Genomic DNA, 21,000 nt, shown 5'->3' on the forward strand with positions numbered 1-21,000 from the left:
GATCACTCCGTTGCTTCAGGCAAGGAAAGCCGGATGTGCCGAACCGGGCGGGCATCGTCCGGTACGTCGTCGGTGCCGTAGCGCTGGATGTACGGGGCGAGCAGCTGCTCGATCGCCGACTCGATCGCCTCGGCTTCGGCCGTGGTGATCACCAGCAGGGTGTTCGCGGACCCGGCCCGGCGACTCCACTCGGGTTCGAGGTTCGGTTCGATGTCGGCGAGCCAGCTCTGGGCGGTCTCGAGAGCCTGGTTCATGACCTCGGCGCGCAGCAGCCGGCCGGCCTCGGCGCCTTCCGGGGTCTCCGGCATCTCGTACCGGAACCCCTTCGCGACCGCGTACCACCAGCGCTGCCGGCGGTCGGACCCGCTCGGCGGCGGACCGTCGTTCACCAGCCCGAAGCCCGCCAGGTGCCGCAGATGCCAACTGGTCACCGAAGGGGACGCGCCGACATGCTCGGACAACTGCGTGGCGGTCGCGGGACCGTGGCGCTGCAGGTAGCTGAGGGCGGCGAGGCGAACCGGATGCGCCAATGCGCGCATCGCCTGGGGGTCCGTGATCTCGAAATCGCCGTACGGATTTCTGAGAGACATGTTTCGAGAGTAATCTCTCAGATCTCCGGAAGGCAAGATTCGGCAGGTCGACAGGAGGTGTCCGGTGATCGGCGGGAAACGCGCGCCGGCTGAGGCGGGCGGGCGCCGGCAGTGGGCGTATACGTACTGTCGAGCTGCCGACTGATCAGCGGCGGACGGTTTTGGTCCAGATGTCGCTGGTCAGGTCGGGCTGCATGCCGGCTCCTGTGTAGAGGGCGACGGCCGGAGTCGGGTTGCCGGCGTCGACGTGCAGGATCGTGCCCGTGCGGCCGGCGGCGGCGTCGGTCGCGAAGGCGTTCCGGAGCAGGAACTTGGCCAGCCCGCGGCCGCGCGCGGACGGTACGACGCCGAGCCGCCCGACGTACCCGCAGTTGTCGGTGCTCACGAAGTTGTGGTTGCACTCGGTCATCCCGACCGCCCGGCCGTCGGCCTCGACCACCGTCACCTGCGACCAGTCGAACGTCGACCGGCTCTCCCGCGACGCAGCCCACTCCTCGAAGGGCCGCGGCAGAGTCTCGGGCTGGTCCGCGAAAGCCTCCATCAGTACGCCGTGCGCCGCCCGCCGGCTCGCCTCGTCCGGAGCACCGCGCCGTACGACGATGCCCTCCGGCACGGCAGGCGGAGGCATCGGACCGTCGAACGTGATCCGCATCCGGTGCGTCGACGTACCGATCGCGAACCCGCGCGCGGCGGCGACCGCAGCCAAGCGCTCGTCCTGCCGGATCACGCCGACCCGCAGCACGACCCCGTCCTCGCCGACGGCCGGCGAGACCTCGCGTGCTCGCCCCTCCGCCTGGGCGAGCAGCCAGTCGAGGACGGCGGGCTCGCCGCTCAGGACGTCGACGTTCACGTGCGTGCCGCCGGTGATCGGGACGGCGGTGGCCGAGCCGGCGAAGTCGCCGTTCGGATCGAACACGATCCAGGCGTCCGTCGCGAGGTCGGTGCCGGGGTCACGGAGGTAGTTGGCGACGTCCTCCGGGCTGTGCTTCGGGGAACCGAGCAGCGCCGACGTGTAGCGCCCGGACCTCTCCGCGATCAGCGCCGCGTCCGAAAGCGTCGTCGGTCGAGTGGTGTAACCCGCCGGCAGGCTCACGCGGTGGTCACTTGCCGCCGCCAGACTTCCATCACCAAAGTCGCCTGCATGCCGACCGACAGGTACACGCCGAGCGCCGGCGTCGGATTGTTGGTGTCGACGTGCAGGATCGTGCCGCTCCGCCCGGCCGCCGCGTCGAGCGCGAACTGGTCGCGCAGCAGGAACTTCGCGAGCCCCTTCCCGCGAGCCTTCTCGAGAACGCCGAGGTGACCGATGTAGCCGCAGTTCTCGTCCTCGACGAACTGGTTCGTGGACGTCCGCATCGCGACCGCCTCGCCGTCGACCTCCAGCAACGTCAGCTGCGACCAGTCGAACGCGGAGAAGCTCTCGTGCGAGTCCTGCCACTCCTCGAACGAGCGCGGCGAGAACCCGAACTGCCCCGCGAAGCTGGCATTCAGTACGTCGTGCGCCGCCCGCCGGCTCGCCTCGTCCGGAGCGCCGCGCCGTACCGTGACTCCGGCCGGAACCTCAGGCGCCGCCACCGTCCCGTCGTGGTCGATCCGCATCCGGTGGAAGACCGTGCCGCGCTCGAACCCGTAGCCGGCCAGCCGTTCCTCGCGGGCCTTGTCGGCCTGGTAGTTGACGATGTCGACCTGCACCGCGACGTGCCCGTGCTCCGTGGCGAGTTCGGCCGCGCGGCGTTCGATCCGGTCGAGCAGGAAACGCTCCACGACCGGGTCCATGGTGACGACATCGAGGTCCAGCTGGCGGTGATCGCCCTTACCGAAGACCGAGCCGTAGCCGATCAGCCGACCGTCGTCGAACACCAGCCAGCCGTCGGTCTCGGGCTCGAAACCGGGCTCGGAGAGCTCGTCCTGGGCGTCGTCCAGGGTGTAGTCGGCGAAACCGACCACCGAGGTGTTGTAGTCGGACACCAGTTCGAGGACCGCCTGCGCGTCCTCCAGCCTCGGTGGACGGACGGTGTAGGCGTCTGGCAGTACGGCGGTCATTCCCACATGGTGGTGAACGACCGCCGTACTGTCCACGGCATTAAAGGGGCATCAACAGACCTTGTCCCACTCCAGCTCACACGTGGCCTGGGCGGTCTTCAAGGTGGACACGGCAGCAGGCGACGCCGTGTCGGACCAGGAGGCGAGCGTGACGCCGACGGCATCCTCGATCGAGCGCGGGCTGACCAGGTAGTTGTTGCTGATCATCGAGAACACCAGCTTCCGGCCGTCCTTGTTCGTCACGTACCCGGACAGCGAGGTGACGCCCGTGAGCGAGCCGGTCTTGCCGTGCAGGTTGTTCGCGGCCGGGGTGTTCTGCATCCGGCTGCGCAGCGTGCCGCCGACGAATCGATCCGGATTGCCTGCGATCGGCAGAGCGTCGTACCACTGCTTCCACCAGGACTCTTTCTGCGCGCCGATCAGTAGGTCGGTGATCGAGTCGGCGGTCACGTTCACCTTGCGCGACAGGCCGGAGCCGTCGGAGAGCCGGATCCGGCTGGTGTCGACGCCGATGCTCTTCGCGTAGCCGGTGACCACGCCCAGCCCGGCCGGCCAGCTGCCGTCCGCGTCGACGACCGCGCCCATCGCCTTCACCAGCGTCTCGGCGTGCATGTTGTTCGAGAGCTTGAGGAACGGCGTCATCAGCTCGCCGACCGTCATCGACTCGTCCCGCGCCAGGCGGGTCGCGCTCGCCGGGGTCGCCGCGTTCTTGATCCGGCCGCTGACCGCGATGCCCTGCGCCGTCAACGCGCGCCGGAACACGTCGGCGGCGTACAACTCGGGCTCCCAGACGGTCACCCACTCCTGACCCGTCGAAGCGCCCAGCGGTACCGAGCCGGTCACCCGGACGATGTTCGTGCCGTGGTCACGCTCGATGTTCAGCGTGTTCGACGAGCCCGCCGCTCCGGTCGTCGCCGTGCTGACCAGCTTGATCACACCGTTCGCCGGGACCAGATCGAGCTTGACCGGTGCGCCGGCGGCCGCGCCGGGTCGGCTCTCGACGATCGCCGTACCGGAGTCGTAGTCCGTGTCCGGGGCCAGCGTGAGCGCGGAGATCTGCGCGTTGTAGTAGAACGGCTCGTCGTCCCAGGCCCAGCTGTCGCCGAGGCGGACGTGGTCGAAGTACGTGTCGTCCGCGATCAGGTCACCGTGCACCCGCCGGACGCCGGCTGCCTTGAGCTGCTCGGCGAGCGCGGCGTAGTCCGACTCGAGCGCGGTCGGGTCGCCGTACCCCTTGAGATAGAGGTTGCCGAGCAACTGCCCGCCGCGGACGGGAGCGGCGGCGAGTACGTCGGTGTGGAAGCGGTACGACGGGCCGAGGACGTGCATCGCGGCGGTCGAGCTGAACAGCTTGGTGTTCGACGCGGGCAGCATCCGCTGGGCGCCGTTCCGGTCGTACAGCGTCTCGCCGGTGGTCGCGTCGCGAACCACGAGCGCCACCTGCGAACCGTCGTACCGGCTGTCGTTCAGCAGCCCGTCGAGCCGCTGCTGAAGCGCGGTTGCCTGTACGGCGGTGGGCGCCGCGACGGACTGTGTGACGACCCCACCCACCGCTGCTGCGACGGCCGCGACCGCGGCGATCATCCCTCTCGGTAAACGACTCACGAGACACTCCCTCACCCATGGCGGAAACCAACTAGCGGGAGTCAACACCCCGCATTCCCCGGGGTCCAGTGATTGAGGTCTCGCGTTTCAGGTGAATCGATGGAAAAGTTCCTCCCACAGGTATCCGCCCCCACCTGAGGAGTCCCCATGAGACGACTTCTGGCGGCCGTTCTGGCCGTCTTCAGCCTCTCCGCCGTCCTGTCGCCCGCGGTCCACGCCGCGACCACAGCGGCGGTCTTCCCGAGCGAGATCATCGGTGAGAACTTCCCCGACCCGGACGTCTTCGAGCAGAACGGCACCTGGTACGCGTACGCGACCAACGGCAGCCGCGGCACCCTCCCGGTTGCGACTGCCCCGAGCGCGAACGGGCCGTGGACGGTCCGCGGCGACGCGATGCCCGGCGGCCCGTCCAGTGCCTGGGCCCAGCCCGGCCGCACCTGGGCGCCGGACGTCTACCCGAACGCCGACGGCACCTACACCCTCACCTACACCGCCTGGCACAAGGCCTCCGGCCGCCAGTGCATCGGCGTGGCCACCGCCACGAATCCGCTCGGCCCGTTCCAGCCGGTCGGTACGGCGCCGCTGATCTGCCCGCTCGACCTGGGCGGCGCGATCGACGCGAACACGTTCGTGGCCAACGACGGCACCCGGTACCTGGTCTGGAAGAACGACGGCAACGCCATCAGCCAGCCGTCGACACTCTGGCTGACCAGAACGGCGAACAACGGCCAGACGCTGGTCGGCGGCAACACCGCGATGCTCACGTCGAGCGGGGTGATCGAGGCGCCGGATCTCGTCCAGCGCGGCAGCCAGTACGTGCTGTTCTTCTCCGGCGGCGGGTACAACGACTGCAACTACCTGACGTCGTACGCGACCTCGACGAGTCTGAGCGGGCCGTGGACCACGGCGTACCGGCCGTTGATGACGACCGCGACGTTCGACAGTCACGTCTGTGGGCCGGGCGGCGCGGACGTGGTCGGCGGCAAGGTGTTCGTCCACGGCTGGGTGAACGGCGGACGGCATCTGTACGTCGCTGACATCGGGTACGCCAACGACTACCCGGTGGTCCGCGGGAGCCGGGTCCGGTACGAGGCGGAGCGCGGCACGCTGAACCACTGCGTCGTACGGTCCAACGCGGCCGGCGCGTCCGACGGGAAGGTGGTCGCGTACATCGACTACGCCGACTCGTGGGTGGAGAACACGGTGTTCGCCCCGGTCGCGGGCGGCTACACCCTGCACGTCGGGTACGCCAACGGTTCGGCGTCGACCGCGAGCCACGGACTCGTTGTCAACGGCAACAACGCCGGCTCGGTCAGCTATCCGGTCACGGGCTGGGACAACTGGCAGCAGAGTTCGGTGTCCGTCACGCTCAACGCCGGCTGGAACACGATCCGGCTGACGAAGGGCACCCTGTACACGGAGGTCGACTACCTGGAGGTGCAGTAAGGCCGTCGCTGGGACCCCGTACTCTCGTACTGCACACGAGTACTACGGGGAGCACGAACCAGGCGATGGCGAAACCACCAGAACAGGTGTCGAAGAACCGGCGTGGACGTCCGGTGTGGCTCGACCTGCGCCGCACCGGACGCGGCCTGCAGGCGATGCTCGTCGGCGGGCTGCTGTCGCTGGTCTCGCTGGTGATCACGTTCTGGACCTTGCCGCAGATCAGCAGCGACGGCCGGCTCCCGATCCTCCGGCTGGTCGTCCTGCTGGCGGTCTTCTCGGTGCTGATGCGCTGGATCCTGGCCGGTGTCGCGGTCCTGATCGGGTCGCTCGGCGTCCTGGTCGGCGGCCTGCTCTCACAGTTCGGCGTCGTCTACCTCGCGATCACCGTGGACCCTGGCGTGAACCTGCACGGCGGCGTCGAGGCGCCGCTGCTGGTCTCGATCGTGATGTCGTCGGTGAGCGCCTTCGTCGGCTGGATCGCGTACGCGGGCAGTGACGACGCGTACGTCGCGGAGGTGATGCGGGTGGTGCACCGCCGGGCCCGGCGGATCCAGCCGGCGCCGAAGACCGGGATGCTGATCATCCAGATCGACGGCCTGTCCGCCCCGCTGCTGAACTGGATGGTTCTGGCCGGCAACCTGCCGAACCTCGGCGGCTGGATCCGGGACGGCAAGCACTCGATGCTCGCCTGGCACACCGGCGTACCGGCCACCACCCCGGCCAGTCAGGCCGGCATCCTGCACGGCGGCTCCCGTCACATCCCGGCGTTCCGGTGGTACGAGAAGGAGACCGGCCGGGTGATGGTCACCAACCGCAGCCGGGATGCCGCGGAGATCGAGGCCCGGATGTCCACCGGCCGCGGCCTGTTGGCGGACGGCGGCGTCAGCATCAGCAACAACTGGTCCGGCGACGCGGACAAGTGCGAGCTGGTGTTCAGCCGGGCCGCCCTGCCGAACAGCCGGAGCCGCGGATACGTCCGGTTCTTCTCCAGTCCGCAGGGCGCCACCCGCGGTCTGGTGCTGTGTGTTGCCGAGATGGTGAAGGAGCTGCACCAGGCCCGGCGACAGCGGGCCCGGCACCTGGTTCCGCGGGTCAAGCGCGGCGGGTCGTACATCTTCCTGCGGGCGATCAGCAACGTCCTGCTCCGCGACCTGAACGTCTCGCTGATCACCGACGAACTGGTGCGGGGTACGCCGGTCATCTACTGCGACTTCGTCGACTACGACGAGGTCGCGCACCACGCCGGCCCGACCCGCGCCGAGTCGCTGCAGACGCTCGAAGGTCTGGATCGGGTGCTCGGCGCGTTGCAGCGGATCATCGAGATCCTCCCGCACTCGTACGAGATCGTCGTACTGTCCGACCACGGCCAGAGCCAGGGCGCGACGTTCCTGCAGCGCTACGGCCGCACCCTCGCCGAGGTGGTCGACGACCTGGTCGACACCACCAAGGAGCCGGTCGCGGCGGTCGGCAGGTCCGAGGGCTGGGGCCCCGTGAACGCGTTCCTCACCGAGCTGAGCATGCGCCGCAGCGTGGCCGGGACCGTCACCCGGAAGGCCCTGCACGGTAAGGCCCGCGGCGGTGAGGTGGAGCTCGGGCCGAAGGACTGCGAGCCGCCGGTCGCGGCGGACGAGCAGATGGTCGTCACCGCGTCCGGCAACCTGGCGCTGATCTACCTCGCGACGACGCCCGGCCGGGTGCCGCTCGAGGAGATCGAGCTGTTGCACCCGAAGCTGGTCCCGGGCCTCGCGACCCATCCCGGGATCGGGTTCGTCGTCGTCGACTCGCTCGCCGAGGGACCGGTCGCGATCGGACGCGCCGGGGTCCACGTGCTTCGGTCCGGCCGGGTCGAGGGTGAGGACCCGTTGACGCCGTACGGCGAACTCGCGGCGCCCTCGTTGCTTCGCCAGGCGGAGATGCCGCACAACGGCGACCTGGTGGTGGTGAGTCGACTGGACGACTACACCCATGAGGTGGCGGCGTTCGAGGAGCTGGTCGGATGCCACGGTGGCATCGGCGGCTGGCAGACCGAGGCGGTCATGGTGCACCCGAGTCGCTGGGTGCTGAACGAGCCTCCCGTAGGCTCCGACGCGGTCCATCAAGTGCTGATCGACTGGCTGGAGAAGCTGGGTCAGCGCAAGGACCTGCCGGTCGAGTCGAAGGTGGAGGCCTGAAGCGTGCGAGTCACATGCGAGTGATATGCGGGTGACATGCGGGTGACATGGTGGGGGCACGCCACCACCACGATCGAGGCGAACGGCACGCGGCTCCTGACCGACCCGGTGCTGACGTCGCGGATCGCCCACCTGCGCCGTCGTCGCGGTCCGACGCCGGCACCGGAGGCGGGGCAGTGTGACGCGGTCCTGATCTCGCATCTGCACGCCGACCACCTGCACCTCACGTCGCTGCCGTTCGTCTCGCCGGACGCCGCGCTGATCGTGCCGCGCGGCGCGGCCAGGCTCATTCACAACGACAGCGGACCGACGTACTCCGACCGCTGCATCGAGGTCGCTCCCGGGCATCAGGTCCGGATCGGGTCGCTCGAGATCACCGCCGTCACGGCCCACCACGACCAGCGCCGGCTGCCCTGGTCGTCGTACGCCGCTCAACCGCTCGGGTACCGGGTCGACGGATCCCGGAGTGTCTGGTTCGCGGGTGACACCGATCTGTACGACGACCTCGCGGCCGAGGCCGGTGCGATCGATCTCGCGCTGGTGCCCGTGGGCGGGTGGGGGCCGTCGCTCGGGCCGGGGCATCTGGATCCGGTCCGCGCGGCCGAGGCGGTGCGGCGGGTCGGTGCGTCGACGGCGGTGCCGGTACATTTCGGGACGTTCTGGCCGATCGGCCTCGACTGGGTCAAGCCGGAGTTGTTCCTGCCACCGGGGGACAGGTTCAAAGCCGCGATGACCGAGGTGGATCCCGCGGTGAAGGTGGAGGTTCTGGTGCCGGGCGAGTCGATCGAAGTGCCGTCATGACGGGTGACGCCAAGTTCGATCTCTGGTACTTGTTCGCGTTGGCGGGGGCGGTCTTGATCGGGGCGGTGCTGCCTGTGCTGCCGACGGGCGCCGCCGTGTCGGCGGGTGCCGTACTGGCGTCGCACAGCAATCCGATCGGTCTGGTCGGCGTACTGATCGCGGGCGCGGCCGGGGCGTACATCGGTGACCTGATCGTGTACGCCGGCTGCCGCTTCGGCGGCGAACGGCTGGCGAAGCGGATCGGCTGGTTGCGCGACAACGCGTCGCTGGACGCGCTCCGGGAGCGACTGGCCGAGCACGAGATCAGTGTGCTGCTCACGTCCCGGCTGATCCCCGGCGGCCGGGTCCCCGTCCTGCTCGCGGCCGGGCTCGCGGGCTACAAGTGGGAACGATTCGCCCTCGTCGACCTGTTCGCGTCGTCGCTGTGGGCGGCGGTCTACATGGCAATCGGCCTGCTCGGCTACGTGCTGTTCGACGAGCCCTGGCAGGGCGTCGTCGCCGCGATCGTGCTCGTCATCCTCACGACAGTGGTGAGCAGGCTGATCCAGCGCGCGCGCCGCAAGCGGTCAAACGCCAAATGACGCGTTGCGGAGCCGCTCGACTGTCTCCGCGTCGCCGTCCAGTTGTACGTCGGCCACCTGCTGCCGCCCGAAGCAGAACAGCACCAGCTCGCCGGGCTCGCCCGTCACGGTGACGGAGCCGTGCTCGTTCGGCCGCTTCGCGACGGACGTCGTACCGTCCGGCCGCCGGAGCACCAGACCGGTCGGCGACTTCCGGGTCATCCCCTTCGCCGCGAGCCGGACCGCCTTCCACAGACCGTCCTGCTGCTCGGCGGGCAGTTCGCGCACGTCGTACGACGCCTGCGCCCGGCGGACGTCCTCGTGGTGCACGAAGTACTCGGTCGTGTTGAGCTGGTGCCCGAGCTTCGGCAGGGCGTAGATCGAGACCGGCGGCGGACCGTTGCGGACCTTGTCGACGACCTCGGCGAAGCCGTAGCGCTCCTTGACCCGCTGCATCCGTCTCTCGGTGGTGTCCGCGAGCGCCGGGATCATGATCCCGGGCCCCGCCATCGGGTCCGCCTCCCGGACGTACAGATGGACCGCGAGGTCGTAGGCGTCCCAGCCGTCGCACAGCGTCGGAGCGGCGGGGCCGACCTCCTCGAACAGGTCACACAGAGCGAGTCGTTCTACCCGGCTGTAGTCGGTCACAACTCGATCGTAGTTGTCGGAGGGGAGTGGCAGAATGTCAATCGTTGTCATGCCTGTGTCCCACGTATGCACCTGACTGCCCTGGAGCGTGTCTTGCCTGTCCCGAAAGTGTCATCTGGGGGACGACCCCCAGGCCCCCGGGTCCCAGACAAGGGCGGCGTCACCCGGAGAGGTTTCGGGGTGTTGCGGGTCGCGATCTGGGAGGAGCCGGGCATCTTCGCGCTGTCCGTGCTCGCCGCCATGCTGTACGGCGCGATGACCGTCGCCGGCGGCTGGGCGCTCGGCTGGTCCACCGACCATCTGATCCGCCCGTCGTTCGAGCGTGGTGACACCACCGGCGGCACGATCGCGGCGCTGATCTCGCTGTTCATGGGGATCGCGATCCTGAACGCGATCGGCGTCGTCGGGCGGCGGCTCGGGGCCGGCGTCATGCAGTTCCGGCTGCAGGCGACGTACCGCCGCCGGGTCACCCGGCAGTACCTGAAGCTCCCGCTGGAGTGGCACCACCAGCACTCGACCGGCATGTTGCTGTCGAACGCCAACGCCGACGTGGAGTCGACCTGGTTCGTGATCGCGCCGCTGCCGATGGCGATCGGCGTGATCGCGATGCTGGTGTTCGCGACGATCGCGATGTTCGCGGCCGACGTCTGGCTCGCGCTGGTGGGGTGCCTGGTGTTCCCGCTGGTCTTCGTCGCGAACGTGATCTTCCAGCGCTACCTGCAGCCGCTCGCGACCCGCGCGCAGCAACTCCGCGCGGAGGTCTCCGAGGTCGCGCACGAGTCGTTCGACGGCGCTCTGGTGGTGAAGACGCTGGGCCGCGAGGCCGCCGAGACGGAGCGGTTCCGCGCGCCGACGTACGCGCTCCGGGACGCGAACATCGCGGTGAACAAGGCCCGCGGCATGTTCGACCCGGTGATCGACGGCCTGCCCAGGCTCGGCGTGCTCGCGGTGCTGCTGGTCGGCGTCGGGCGGGTACGGTCCGGCGGCGCGGACGCGGGGGACGTGGTCCAGGTGGCGTTCCTGTTCACGTTGATCGGCTTCCCGATCCGGGCTCTCGGCTGGGTCCTCGGCGAGCTGCCCCGATCGGTCGTCGGGTGGGACCGCGTGCAGCGGGTGCTGACCGCCGAGGGCGGGACGGAGTACGGCGAGGCGCGGCTGACGTCGACGAAAGCGGCCCGGCTGCAGGTCGCCGGCGTCCGGTTCGGGTACCTGCCGGAGCGCGACGTACTGGCCGGTGTCGACTTCACGATCGAGCCCGGCCGGACCGTCGCGGTCGTCGGGCCGACGGGCGCCGGGAAGTCGACGCTCACCACGCTGCTGACGCGACTTGTCGACCCGGAGACCGGGGCGGTGAAGGTGGACGGGATCGACCTGCGGGACCTGGCGCGCGACGAGCTGGCCGGATCGGTCGCGCTGGTGGCGCAGACCGCGTTCCTGTTCGACGACACGATCCGCGGCAACATCACACTCGGCGGGGATTACAGCGACGACGACGTGTGGGACGCGCTGCGGATCGCGCAGGGCGACGGCTTCGTGAAGGCGATGCCGGACGGGCTGGACACCAAGGTCGGCGAGCGCGGTACGACGCTGTCCGGCGGGCAGCGGCAGCGGATCGCGCTCGCGCGGGCCCTGGTACGGCGGCCGCGGTTGCTGATCCTGGACGACGCGACGAGCGCGGTGGACCCGCAGGTCGAGGCACGGATCCTCGCGGGCCTGCGCACCGCGGTCCAGGAGGACGCCGGCGCGGCGACGACGGTGCTGGTGATCGCCTACCGGAAGGCGACGATCTCGCTCGCCGACGAGGTGCTGTTCCTGGACGAGGGCCGGATCCAGGCGCACGGCACCCATACCGAACTGCAGGCGTCCACTCCCGCCTACCGGGACCTGGTGGACGCGTACGAGAAGGACGCCGAACGCCGCCAGGAAGAAGCAGAACTCGACGAAGAAGAGGTGTCGGCCTGATGAGCGAGCGGAGCGAGTTCATCGTCAAGCACAGCGCCACGCCGCGCTCATCCGCGCCCGGAGCGAAGCGAGGACGCGGATGAGCGCGGCGGAGGCGTCCCGGCTGGACCACGGTGACGACGCGGGTGGGCTTCAGACCCTCAAGGACGGGCTGAAGGTCTCGCCCGAGCTCGCGCGCGGGTGGTGGCTGACCGGGTTGCTCGCGCTGACGATGACGGCCGGGCGGATCGTCGTACCGATCGCGGTGCAGCAGACGATCGACAAGGGCCTGTCCGGCGCGGGCGGCCCCGACATGTCGTACGTCGCCTGGATGTGCCTGGTGTGCGCGCTGGGCGTGATCCTCACCGCAGGAGCGTCGTACCTGACGACCGTGCGGCTCGCGGTCAACTCGGAGCACGGGCTCGCGACGATGCGGATCAAGGCGTTCCGGCACGTGCACGACCTGCCGGTGCTGACCCAGAGCACCGAGCGCCGCGGCGCGCTGGTCAGCCGGGTCACGTCGGACGTGGACACGGTGTCGCAGTTCCTGCAGTTCGGCGGGTTCATCTTCCTGGTCAGCATCGGGCAGATGGTGCTCGCGACAGTCGTGATGTTCTTCTACTCGTGGCAGCTCGCACTGGTCGTGCTGCTGTGCTTCATCCCGCTGTTCGCCAGCCTGAAGTACCTGCAGCGCGCGATGTCGAAGGCGTACGGCGTGGTGCGGGCCAAGGTCGGCGAGATGCTGTCCGCGATCGCGGAGCCGGTGGTGGGCGCGCAGGTGGTGCGCTCGTACGCGATCCAGCAGCGCACGCAGGACCGGATCGACGCGTCGATCGAGGACTACCGGAAGACCGCGACGAGGGCGCAGGCGCTGACCGGCGTAACCTTCTCGATCGGTGGTCTGGCGGCCGGTCTCGCGAACGCCGGCGTGCTGACCGTCGGCGTACTGCTCGGCATCGACGGGAAGGCGACGCTGGGGGAGCTGCTCGCGTTCATGTTCCTGGTGGCGCTGTTCTCGGACCCGGTGCAGATCGCCACCCAGGTGCTGACCGACGCGCAGAGCGCGTTCGCCGGCTGGCGGCGGGTGCTCGGCGTGATCGCCACACCGGCCGATGTCGCGGACCCGGGCGACGACGGCGTGAAGCAGGCGCGCGGACCGATCACGGTCGAGTTCGACGACGTCGATTTCGCTTATCCGGAAGGCGAACTGGTGCTGCGCGACGTCCGCGTCCGGATCGAACCGCACCGCCGGGTCGCGGTGGTCGGGGAGACCGGGTCCGGCAAGACGACGTTCGCGAAGTTGCTGACCCGGCTGATGGATCCGACGTCCGGGGCGGTGCGGCTGGACGGCGTGGACGCTCGGGAGATCTCGTTCGAGTCGCTGCGGGAGCGGGTCGTGATGGTGCCCCAGGACGGGTACCTGTTCGACGCGTCGCTGGCGGAGAACGTGCGGTTCGGGCGGCCCGAGGTGACGGACGCGCAGCTGGTCACGGCGTTCGAGTCGCTCGGGCTGACGGAGTGGCTGGAGTCGCTGCCGGACGGGTTGCAGTCGCCGGTCGGGCAGCGCGGTGAGTCGTTGTCGGCGGGGGAGCGGCAGCTGGTGGCGCTGGTCCGCGCGAACATCGCCGACCCGGACCTGCTCGTCCTCGACGAGGCGACGTCAGCGGTCGATCCCGGTACGGAGGTGCGCGTGAACGCGGCGCTGGAGCGGCTGATGTCCGGCCGTACGTCGGTCACCATCGCCCACCGCCTGTCGACCGCCGAGGCCGCCGACGAGGTCCTGGTCTTCGACGAAGGCGAGATCGTGGAACGCGGTCCGCACGCCGATCTCGTCGGCGCGGGCGGCGTCTACACCCGCCTGCACGACAGCTGGATCGCCCAGCGCAGCGCCCTCTAGACCCAAGAATGCACGCCGGCCGGGGCTCATGGTTCCCGGCCGACGTGCAGCTTGGTTGAATCAGGGGGTCGGGACCGCGCCGTTGCCCGGGCCCGGCTGCGGTACCAGCAGGAACTCGACACCGCCCTTGTCGTCGACCGCAGCGTCCAGGATCTTGTCGTCGAGGGCGTTCGCGGCCTTCTGCTCGAGGAAGACCCGGGCACCCGCCTCCTCGACGACCTGGTCACCCGGTTGCGGAGCCTCGGTCGTGGTCACCGCGAGCGCCGGATCCGCCGGGTTCTCCTGCGAGATCCGCACCCCGGCCCCGTCCGGCGCACCCTCGACCCCGGTGATGCTCTTGATCACCAGCGTCGCGTTCTCAGTCAGGGTCAGCACAGCCACTCCATCCGTCGATTGTCACTAGCCCCCGCCCCGTGCCCGACCACCAAATCCCCAAACCCACCCCGCCCCACCTTGAGCACCCACCAACCACTGACCCGCACCTTGAGCACCCACCAACCACCGACGGGCTCTGAAAATGGTTGGTCCGTGCTCAAGGTCACGCGGCGTCGGCGCGCGGCGGCGGTACGGCGCGCCAGCGGGGTGGCTCCGTGGTGCGGGACTCGCCGCGGGCGAACGCCGCCCGCAGGCGCGCGATCAGGTCCGAGCGTGGATCGACCACGTCCTCCCACCCGAAATGAACCAGCTCGACGCCACGGTCGCTGAGGCGCTGGTCACGGCGATGGCTCCTGCGGAGCAGCAACCGCCGCTCCGCCGGACTGTTCGCTTCGTACTTCGCGAGCCCGTCCGCCTCCCCGACGGTTCGAAACCATGGCCACCAGAAGTCCACGCGCTCGGGCATCCAGCCGAAACCGTCGAAGAACTGCACCTGCAGCAGCGGGGTGGGCAGGCCGGCAGCCGCGAACACCGCCCTGGCGATCGACTCCATCACGGACTCCGCTGACGGGTCACCGAAGGCGATAGCCTCCTGCGCTCGCCGGACGCCCGGCCAGTGCTGCTGGCGTTCGGCAACTGCGTGCAGCTCCGCCGGCGTAGTGCCGGCTCGCAATGCGCCGTCGACGGTGACGATCGACTCACGGAGCGGCAGTTCCCGGGCCAGGTCGACCACGGTCCTGGCGACGCGGGTGACCGGCAACCACCCGTGACCTGCGAGATCAGCAGCCGTCAGGCCGGCTCGCCGTACGACGATGTCCGGGCGTCGCTGATTACGCGGGGCCTCCGGCGGACGGGTCAGCCACGCGGCATCGATCGGGGCGCCGCTCGGGCGGCCACTGTCGGTCCACACCGGGAGGCCCGCTAGCCGGGCGGCGCTGAAATGACTCACGACCGAGCTCGGGTACGCCGCGTGTGCGCAGGCGATCGTCGCGAGTTGCTCGTCGAGCCGGCCGTCGACGTAATGACCGTGGTGGTGTCGCAGAGCGCCACGCCGTACGAGCCGCCGGAGGTCGGCGTCGCCGATCCCGAGTTGACGCAGGGCCGCACGCCGTTGGGGAGTCCGCGCAAGCGCAACCAGTCGCTCCCGCACGCCGTCGCCGAGCCGATCCATCGCCCCACTCTGACGCCTCTCCGACCTCCGCCGCATCCCACCTCCACCAACTTGTGGAAAACCTCTTTGGGCCTCGGCCAACCAAATCTCGCCGCGGATTTTGGTTGGTGGAGGCTCAAAGTGGCGGTGGAGTGGTTGATGGGGACTCAAAGTGGGCCTGGGGTGCGGTGGGGTGGGGCGATGGTGTGGGATCGGGGGATGGGTATTGAGATGGGTACGGCGGGGATCGGGGAGTTGGGCGCGGTTGTGGGGGTGCTGCGGGGGTGGCAGCGGGAGGGGGTGGCGTTGCAGTTGCATCCGGGGGATCTGGGGTGGTTCTGGCGGTTTGGGGTGGAGCGGACGGCGGCGGCGACGCGGGTCTGGCGGCGGGGCGGGGAGATCGTCGCGATCGGGATGCTCGACGAGCCGGACTGGCTGCGGACGGCGATCGCGCCGGACCTCTTGCGGGACGAGGAGCTGGCGCAGCGGATCACCGAGGACGTGTCCGCGCCCGAGAAGGGTGTGCTGATCGAGGGCAAGGTGTACGTCGAGACGCCGACCGGAGCGCTCGTCCAGGAGTTGCTGTTCAAGGACGGGTGGAAGGCGGACGCGCCGTGGGTCCCGGTGTGGCGCGACCTGACCGATCCGGTGCCGGATCCGGGCGTCCGGATCGACGTGATCGGCGCCGAGGAGGCCCACGAGCGGACCGGCGTCCAGCGGGCGTCGTTCGACGGGTCGACGTTCACCGACGACCGCTGGTTCGCGATGGCCGACGGGCTGCCGTACGCCGACGCGCGCTGCCTGGTGCTCCGCAACGAGATCGGCGAGTCCGTGGCCGCTGCCACCGTCTGGTCGGCCGGCGAGGGACGCCCCGGCTACATCGAGCCGATGGGCGTCCACCGCCTGCACCGCGGCCGCGGGTACGGCACCGCGATGGTCCTCGGCTGTGCGCGCACGCTCCGGGAGATGGGCTCGTCCAGCATCTACACGGTCACTCCGGCGACGAACGTCGGCGCCGTCGCGACGTACCAGGCCGCCGGGCTCGAGCCGCTGGACGAGATCCGCGCCCAGTACCGAGAGGCTTAAAGAGCGACGTCGTCCGCGGCCCGGAGCACGCGCAGGATGTTGCCGCCGGCAAGTTTGCCGAGCTCCTCGTCGTTCCAGCCGCGGTCGGCCAGCGCGCTGAACAGCACCGGGTACGACGCCACGTCCGGCAGCTCGACCGGGAACTCAGGGCAGCCGTCGTAGTCGCCGCCCAGACCGATGTGGTCGACGCCCGCCACCTCGCGGACGTGCTCGACATGCTCGACCACGTCCGCGAGCCTGATCTCCGGCCGCGGTACGCCGTACATCGCCTCGACCTGTTCGCGGTGCTGGGGATCCTCCAGGCCGTGCTCGACGGCCAGTGCGCGCATCCCGTCCAGCCAGTCGACGTACGCCTGCGACGTGAAGTACGGCACGAACGTCACCATGCACACGCCGTCGTTGCCGGTCAGCGTCTCGAGGACGTCGTCGGGCGCGTTCCGCGGTACGTCGCAGACCGCGCGCGCCGACGAGTGGCTGAAGATCACTGGCGCGCTCGTCACCCGCAGCGCGTGCCGCATCGTGTCCGCGGAGACGTGCGAGAGGTCGACCAGCATGCCGATCCGGTTCATCTCCCGGACGACGTCCTCGCCGAACTCGTTCAGCCCGCCGAGCACCGGTTCGTCGGTGGCCGAGTCCGCCCAGGACACGTTGTTGTTGTGGGTCAGCGTCATGTACCGCACGCCGAGCGCCCGCATCACCCGCAGCACACCGAGCGACTCACCGATCGAGTGACCGCCCTCCATCCCCATCAGCGACGCGACCCGGCCCGCCTTGATCGCCGCCTCGACCTCGTCGGCGGAGTCGGTGAGCTGCAGATCCGCGGGGAAGCGCGCGACGAGGCGCCGGACGAAATCGAGCTGCTCGAACGTACGCCGTACCGCGTGCTCGTCCTGCGGCACCCACAAGGACCAGAACTGCGCGCCCACGTGACCCGCGCGCAGCCGCGGCAGGTCCGTGTGGAGCTCCGGCACCGGCCCGGCCAGGTCGTGGGCGTCCAGGTCGTACCCGCACAGCTCGTAGAACGCGATCGGCAGGTCGTTGTGCCCGTCGATCACCGGATGCTCCGCCAGCAACGCCTCGATCCGACTCATTGGGTCATCTTCGCAAGTTCGGGACCGTGGTCGGACGGCAACCCCGGATCGGGGACAATGGGCGGGTGACTATCGACGAGTTGACCTTCGACGCGGCCGGTCTGATCCCGGCGGTGGTGCAGCAGTACGACACGCGCGAGGTCCTGATGGTGGGCTGGATGAACGCCGAGGCGGTGCGCCGTACCGCGGAGAGCGGCCGGAGCACGTTCTGGTCGCGCAGCCGGCAGGAGTACTGGGTGAAGGGCGAGACCAGCGGCCACCGTCAGCACGTGAAGCAGCTGCTCGTCGACTGTGACGCCGACACCCTGCTCGTCCTCGTCGACCAGGAAGGCCCGGCGTGTCACACCGGGACGCGCAGCTGCTTCGAGCACGGCGAGATCGAGGTGAAGGCAGCGTGACGGCGCCGGCGCTCGAGACGTTCCGCGAGTACGCGAAGGACCGCCGGGTCATCCCGGTGACGCGGCGGCTGCTCGCCGACGCGGAGACCCCGATCGGTGTCTACGGCAAGCTCGCGGCCGAACGGGAAGGCACGTTCCTGCTGGAGTCGGCCGAGAACGGCGGCGTCTGGTCGCGCTACTCGTTCATCGGCGTGCGAAGTGCCGCCACCTTGACCGAACGCAACGGCGAGGCCGTCTGGACCGGCAACCCGCCGGTCGGCCTGCCGCAGACCGGCGACCCGCTGAAAGCGCTCCGCGAGACGCTCGAGATCCTGCACACGCCGCGGCTGCCGGACCTGCCGCCGCTGACCGGCGGCATGGTCGGCTTCCTCGGGTACGACGCCGTCCGCCGCCTCGAGCGCTTGCCGGACACGACCACGGACGACCTCGGCCTGCCCGAGCTGACGTTCCTGTTCGCCACCGACCTGGCCGCCCTCGATCACGAGACCGGCGAGATCTGGCTGATCGCGAACGCGGTCAACTGGGACGACTCCGACGAACGCGTCGACGAGGCGTACGCCGACGCGGTACGCCGCCTGGACGCCATGGAGCGCGACCTCGCCCGGCCCACCCCGTCGTACGTCGTCCGTGCGGACCGGCAGGCCCAGCCGGACCCGCACCGGCAGCGTTCCAGCGCCGAGTACCGGCAAGCGGTCGAGGACGCGAAGGAGGAGATCCGCGCGGGCGAGGCGTTCCAGATCGTCGTGTCGCAGCGGTTCGAGCTGCAGAGCAGCGCGTCCGCGCTCGACATCTACCGGGTGCTGCGCCGCTCGAACCCCAGCCCGTACATGTACCTGGTCCGCCTGGACGGCTTCGACATCGTCGGCTCCAGCCCGGAGGCCCTGGTCAAGGTCACCGACAACAAGGTGATCCTGCACCCGATCGCCGGCACCCGCCGCCGCGGCGCGACGCCGGAGGAGGACCACGCGCTGGAGGAGGAGCTGCGCGCGGACGCGAAGGAACGCGCCGAGCACCTGATGCTCGTGGACCTCGGCCGCAACGACGTCGGCAAGGTCTGCGCGCCCGGCACGGTCGAGGTCGTCGACTTCATGGACGTCCGCCGCTACAGCCACGTGATGCACCTGGAGTCGACGGTCACCGGGCAGCTGAAGGCCGGGATGACCGCGTTCGACGCGCTCACCGCCGCGTTCCCCGCGGGGACGTTGTCGGGGGCACCGAAACCTCGCGCGATGGAGATCATCGACAAGCTCGAGGTCACCCGGCGCGGCGTGTACGGCGGTGTCGTCGGCTACCTCGACTTCGCCGGCGACGCCGACACCGCGATCGCGATCCGCACCGCGGTGCTGCGCGGCGGTACGGCGTACGTCCAGGCCGGGGCCGGGATCGTCGCGGACTCGGATCCGGCCGCGGAGGACGCCGAGTGCCGGACGAAGGCGGCCGCCGTACTCAACGCGATCGCGGTCGCGGGAACGTTCAGTGACGTATGAGGGCCGGATGAGACCCCAACGCGTGGTCGACCTCCTCGCCCTGGTGGCGCTGGTGCTGCTCGGCCTCTCGGCGTACCTGACCTGGGTTTCGGTCAACCCCGGTAACGGCCGCGTCGACGAGGTCTTCAACGGCTACTCGATCACCAAGGCCCCAGTCGCGCTGGCACTCGCGTCGCTCGTCGCGGTCATCGTCACCAAACTCGCAGGTACGGCGCTGCGCCGCCTGCTCGGCGCACTGGTCGTCGTGCTGGGCGCGATCGCGGTCGCGGTCGCGCTGCTGGTGCGGCCCGACGGCCCCGAGCTCAGCCGGATCCGGCCGGTGCTCAGCGCCGTACTGGCCGACCAGGTCGTGGAGACCGGCGGCCCGGCGCCGTGGTTCGCCCTGGGCGGCGGACTCGCGCTGGTCGCGGCCGGTCTGCTGACCGTGCTGACAGCGCATCGCTGGCGTAGCGCGACCCAGCGTTACGAGCGTGATCCGGCCGCCTCAGGGCGGGCTGACGGGGCCGATCAGTGGAAGGCGATCGACGCCGGGGAGGACCCGACTCTCTGATCGCGGCGGGCTACCGCCACAATAGGACGGGACGACGAGGAGGAGTGGCGCCAACTATGGACAATACGGTGGCGGATCAAGGGGCCAGTCGGATCGAGGAGGAAGCTCCGCACGATCTGCACGGCAACAGCCCGGCTGCGTGGACGGCGGTGGCGATCGTGCTGGTCGCGTTCACGGTCGGCGCCATCGCCATGGTGCTCGGGCCGAACTGGGTGCTGTTCTGGATCTCCGTCGGAATCGCGGTGCTGGGGGCGCTGGCCGGCAAGGTGCTGCAGCTGCTGGGCTTCGGGGTCCCGACCGACGGCGACCACTGAAGGGCGGACGGACATGACTGTGCTTGACGACATTCTCGCTGGGGTCCGCGAGGACCTTGCGGAGCGCCAGGCCCGGGTCAGCCTGGACGACCTGAAGCAGGAGGCCCAGCGCAAGCCCGACGCCAAGGACCCGATGCCGGTGTTCCGCGGCGACGGGATCGCGGTGATCGCCGAGGTGAAGCGCTCCAGCCCGTCCAAGGGCGAGCTGGCCGAGATCACCGACCCGGCCGCGCTGGCCGGTGAGTACGAGCTGGGCGGCGCCGCGGCGATCTCGGTGCTGACCGAGGAGCGCCGGTTCAACGGCAGCCTCGACGACCTGCGGGCGGTCCGCGGCCGGGTCGACGTACCCGTGCTGCGCAAGGACTTCATCGTCTCGTCGTACCAGCTCTGGGAGGCGCGGGCGGCCGGTGCCGACATGGTGCTGCTGATCGCGGCGGCGCTGGAGCAGGAGGCGCTGGTCTCGCTGATCGAGCGGGCCCAGTCGATCGGCCTCTGCCCGCTGGTCGAGGTGCACGACGAGGAGGAGACGCGGCGTGCGGTGGACGCCGGCGCCCAGCTCATCGGCGTGAACAACCGGAACCTGAAGACCCTCGAGGTCGACCGGGACACCTTCGCCCGGGTCGCGCCGACGATCCCGACCGAGCTCGTCCGGGTGGCCGAGTCCGGGGTCCGCGGTCCGCATGATGTAATCGAGTTCGCGCGCGCCGGGGCCGATGTCGTCCTCGTCGGTGAAACCCTGGTGACCGGCCGCGATCCTCGCGCCTCGGTCGCCGACCTCGTCGCCGCCGGATCGCACCCCGCCATCCAGCAGCGGCACTGACCTCTCCTCCCGGTCCAAACGGGTAGG

Annotated in this window: 20 protein-coding genes; 12 read left to right on the forward strand and 8 right to left on the reverse strand. The window is 70.0% G+C overall.

Annotation, left to right across the window (positions count from 1 at the left end):
* Positions 1-2: 2 nt before the first annotated feature.
* From E0H50_RS26835 to dacB, 4 genes are all read right to left on the reverse strand, one after another.
* Positions 3-590 (reverse strand): ArsR/SmtB family transcription factor, encoded by a 588-nt coding sequence (locus E0H50_RS26835; protein WP_131293296.1) that lies wholly within the window; start codon positions 588-590, stop codon positions 3-5.
* A 145-nt stretch (positions 591-735) separates the two neighbouring features.
* Positions 736-1,683 (reverse strand): GNAT family N-acetyltransferase, encoded by a 948-nt coding sequence (locus E0H50_RS26840; protein WP_131293297.1) that lies wholly within the window; start codon positions 1,681-1,683, stop codon positions 736-738.
* Positions 1,680-2,633, reverse strand: a complete 954-nt coding sequence (locus E0H50_RS26845) for a GNAT family N-acetyltransferase (RefSeq protein ID WP_131293298.1) — start codon at positions 2,631-2,633, stop codon at positions 1,680-1,682. The genes E0H50_RS26840 and E0H50_RS26845 overlap by 4 nt, the downstream gene beginning before the upstream one ends.
* Before the next feature lie 51 nt (positions 2,634-2,684).
* Positions 2,685-4,238, reverse strand: a complete 1,554-nt coding sequence (gene dacB, locus E0H50_RS26850; protein ID WP_238151230.1) for a D-alanyl-D-alanine carboxypeptidase/D-alanyl-D-alanine endopeptidase — start codon at positions 4,236-4,238, stop codon at positions 2,685-2,687.
* A gap of 147 nt (positions 4,239-4,385) precedes the next feature.
* Here dacB and E0H50_RS26855 point away from each other — a divergent pair, with 147 nt between their 5' ends.
* The 4 genes from E0H50_RS26855 to E0H50_RS26870 all read left to right on the forward strand — a co-directional run bounded on the left by E0H50_RS26855 (position 4,386) and on the right by E0H50_RS26870 (position 9,237).
* Positions 4,386-5,684: a family 43 glycosylhydrolase gene (locus E0H50_RS26855; protein ID WP_131293299.1), complete on the forward strand. Its 1,299-nt coding sequence runs from the start codon at positions 4,386-4,388 to the stop codon at positions 5,682-5,684.
* A 65-nt stretch (positions 5,685-5,749) separates the two neighbouring features.
* Positions 5,750-7,855: an alkaline phosphatase family protein gene (locus tag E0H50_RS26860; RefSeq protein WP_131293300.1), complete on the forward strand. Its 2,106-nt coding sequence runs from the start codon at positions 5,750-5,752 to the stop codon at positions 7,853-7,855.
* A gap of 36 nt (positions 7,856-7,891) precedes the next feature.
* On the forward strand, positions 7,892-8,656 hold the full coding sequence (locus E0H50_RS26865) for an MBL fold metallo-hydrolase (protein ID WP_131293301.1): 765 nt from the start codon (positions 7,892-7,894) through the stop codon (positions 8,654-8,656).
* Entirely contained in the window at positions 8,653-9,237 is a 585-nt protein-coding gene (locus E0H50_RS26870; RefSeq protein WP_131293302.1) for a DedA family protein, read from the forward strand. The genes E0H50_RS26865 and E0H50_RS26870 overlap by 4 nt, the downstream gene beginning before the upstream one ends.
* On the opposite strand, the gene E0H50_RS26875 is transcribed toward E0H50_RS26870, so the two are convergent.
* A complete protein-coding gene (locus E0H50_RS26875) occupies positions 9,223-9,864 on the reverse strand; it encodes a TIGR03085 family metal-binding protein (protein ID WP_131293303.1) in 642 nt (213 codons plus the stop codon). The two genes, E0H50_RS26870 and E0H50_RS26875, sit on opposite strands and share 15 nt — an antisense overlap.
* Positions 9,865-10,044: 180 nt before the next feature.
* Between E0H50_RS26875 and E0H50_RS26880 the strand changes: the two genes are divergently transcribed.
* Both E0H50_RS26880 and E0H50_RS26885 read left to right on the forward strand, forming a co-directional pair.
* Positions 10,045-11,826, forward strand: coding sequence for an ABC transporter ATP-binding protein (locus tag E0H50_RS26880; protein ID WP_238151231.1), 1,782 nt, complete (start codon positions 10,045-10,047; stop codon positions 11,824-11,826).
* A gap of 79 nt (positions 11,827-11,905) precedes the next feature.
* Positions 11,906-13,702: an ABC transporter ATP-binding protein gene (locus E0H50_RS26885; protein ID WP_131293305.1), complete on the forward strand. Its 1,797-nt coding sequence runs from the start codon at positions 11,906-11,908 to the stop codon at positions 13,700-13,702.
* Positions 13,703-13,762: 60 nt separating this feature from the next.
* On the opposite strand, the gene E0H50_RS26890 is transcribed toward E0H50_RS26885, so the two are convergent.
* Together E0H50_RS26890 and E0H50_RS26895 are read right to left on the reverse strand one after the other, a co-directional pair.
* Positions 13,763-14,077 (reverse strand): Fe-S cluster assembly protein HesB, encoded by a 315-nt coding sequence (locus E0H50_RS26890; protein WP_131293306.1) that lies wholly within the window; start codon positions 14,075-14,077, stop codon positions 13,763-13,765.
* 163 nt (positions 14,078-14,240) lie between these two features.
* Positions 14,241-15,248, reverse strand: a complete 1,008-nt coding sequence (locus E0H50_RS26895) for a hypothetical protein (protein WP_131293307.1) — start codon at positions 15,246-15,248, stop codon at positions 14,241-14,243.
* A gap of 198 nt (positions 15,249-15,446) precedes the next feature.
* Here E0H50_RS26895 and E0H50_RS26900 point away from each other — a divergent pair, with 198 nt between their 5' ends.
* Positions 15,447-16,313: a GNAT family N-acetyltransferase gene (locus E0H50_RS26900; protein ID WP_131293308.1), complete on the forward strand. Its 867-nt coding sequence runs from the start codon at positions 15,447-15,449 to the stop codon at positions 16,311-16,313.
* On the opposite strand, the gene E0H50_RS26905 is transcribed toward E0H50_RS26900, so the two are convergent.
* Positions 16,310-17,404, reverse strand: a complete 1,095-nt coding sequence (locus E0H50_RS26905; protein WP_131293309.1) for a dipeptidase — start codon at positions 17,402-17,404, stop codon at positions 16,310-16,312. The genes E0H50_RS26900 and E0H50_RS26905 overlap by 4 nt on opposite strands.
* Before the next feature lie 65 nt (positions 17,405-17,469).
* Between E0H50_RS26905 and hisI the strand changes: the two genes are divergently transcribed.
* Genes hisI through trpC form a run of 5 tightly spaced genes read left to right on the forward strand, consistent with a single transcriptional unit; the run spans position 17,470 to position 20,973 of the window.
* Positions 17,470-17,802: a phosphoribosyl-AMP cyclohydrolase gene (gene hisI, locus E0H50_RS26910; RefSeq protein ID WP_131293310.1), complete on the forward strand. Its 333-nt coding sequence runs from the start codon at positions 17,470-17,472 to the stop codon at positions 17,800-17,802.
* Entirely contained in the window at positions 17,799-19,289 is a 1,491-nt protein-coding gene (locus tag E0H50_RS26915; protein ID WP_131293311.1) for an anthranilate synthase component I, read from the forward strand. The genes hisI and E0H50_RS26915 overlap by 4 nt, the downstream gene beginning before the upstream one ends.
* Before the next feature lie 7 nt (positions 19,290-19,296).
* Entirely contained in the window at positions 19,297-19,839 is a 543-nt protein-coding gene (locus E0H50_RS26920; protein ID WP_131293312.1) for a Trp biosynthesis-associated membrane protein, read from the forward strand.
* Between the two features lie 56 nt (positions 19,840-19,895).
* Complete coding sequence (locus E0H50_RS26925; protein WP_202868344.1) at positions 19,896-20,153, forward strand: HGxxPAAW family protein; 258 nt, start codon at positions 19,896-19,898, stop codon at positions 20,151-20,153.
* A 13-nt stretch (positions 20,154-20,166) separates the two neighbouring features.
* Positions 20,167-20,973 (forward strand): indole-3-glycerol phosphate synthase TrpC, encoded by an 807-nt coding sequence (gene trpC, locus E0H50_RS26930; protein ID WP_131293313.1) that lies wholly within the window; start codon positions 20,167-20,169, stop codon positions 20,971-20,973.
* Positions 20,974-21,000 lie beyond the last annotated feature (27 nt).

It is taken from the genome of Kribbella sindirgiensis (assembly GCF_004331435.1).
GTDB classification, from domain to species: domain Bacteria; phylum Actinomycetota; class Actinomycetes; order Propionibacteriales; family Kribbellaceae; genus Kribbella; species Kribbella sindirgiensis.

Coding starts and splice junctions, on each gene's coding strand:
- E0H50_RS26925 (WP_202868344.1), top strand. CDS start 19,896: ATGGACAATACGGTGGCGGATCAAGGGGCCAGTCGGATCGAGGAGGAA.
- E0H50_RS26900 (WP_131293308.1), top strand. CDS start 15,447: ATGGGTATTGAGATGGGTACGGCGGGGATCGGGGAGTTGGGCGCGGTT.
- E0H50_RS26885 (WP_131293305.1), top strand. CDS start 11,906: ATGAGCGCGGCGGAGGCGTCCCGGCTGGACCACGGTGACGACGCGGGT.
- E0H50_RS26845 (WP_131293298.1), bottom strand. CDS start 2,633: ATGACCGCCGTACTGCCAGACGCCTACACCGTCCGTCCACCGAGGCTG.
- E0H50_RS26860 (WP_131293300.1), top strand. CDS start 5,750: ATGGCGAAACCACCAGAACAGGTGTCGAAGAACCGGCGTGGACGTCCG.
- E0H50_RS26895 (WP_131293307.1), bottom strand. CDS start 15,248: ATGGATCGGCTCGGCGACGGCGTGCGGGAGCGACTGGTTGCGCTTGCG.
- E0H50_RS26905 (WP_131293309.1), bottom strand. CDS start 17,404: ATGAGTCGGATCGAGGCGTTGCTGGCGGAGCATCCGGTGATCGACGGG.
- E0H50_RS26835 (WP_131293296.1), bottom strand. CDS start 590: ATGTCTCTCAGAAATCCGTACGGCGATTTCGAGATCACGGACCCCCAG.
- E0H50_RS26865 (WP_131293301.1), top strand. CDS start 7,892: ATGCGGGTGACATGGTGGGGGCACGCCACCACCACGATCGAGGCGAAC.
- E0H50_RS26920 (WP_131293312.1), top strand. CDS start 19,297: ATGAGACCCCAACGCGTGGTCGACCTCCTCGCCCTGGTGGCGCTGGTG.
- E0H50_RS26855 (WP_131293299.1), top strand. CDS start 4,386: ATGAGACGACTTCTGGCGGCCGTTCTGGCCGTCTTCAGCCTCTCCGCC.
- E0H50_RS26870 (WP_131293302.1), top strand. CDS start 8,653: ATGACGGGTGACGCCAAGTTCGATCTCTGGTACTTGTTCGCGTTGGCG.
- trpC (WP_131293313.1), top strand. CDS start 20,167: ATGACTGTGCTTGACGACATTCTCGCTGGGGTCCGCGAGGACCTTGCG.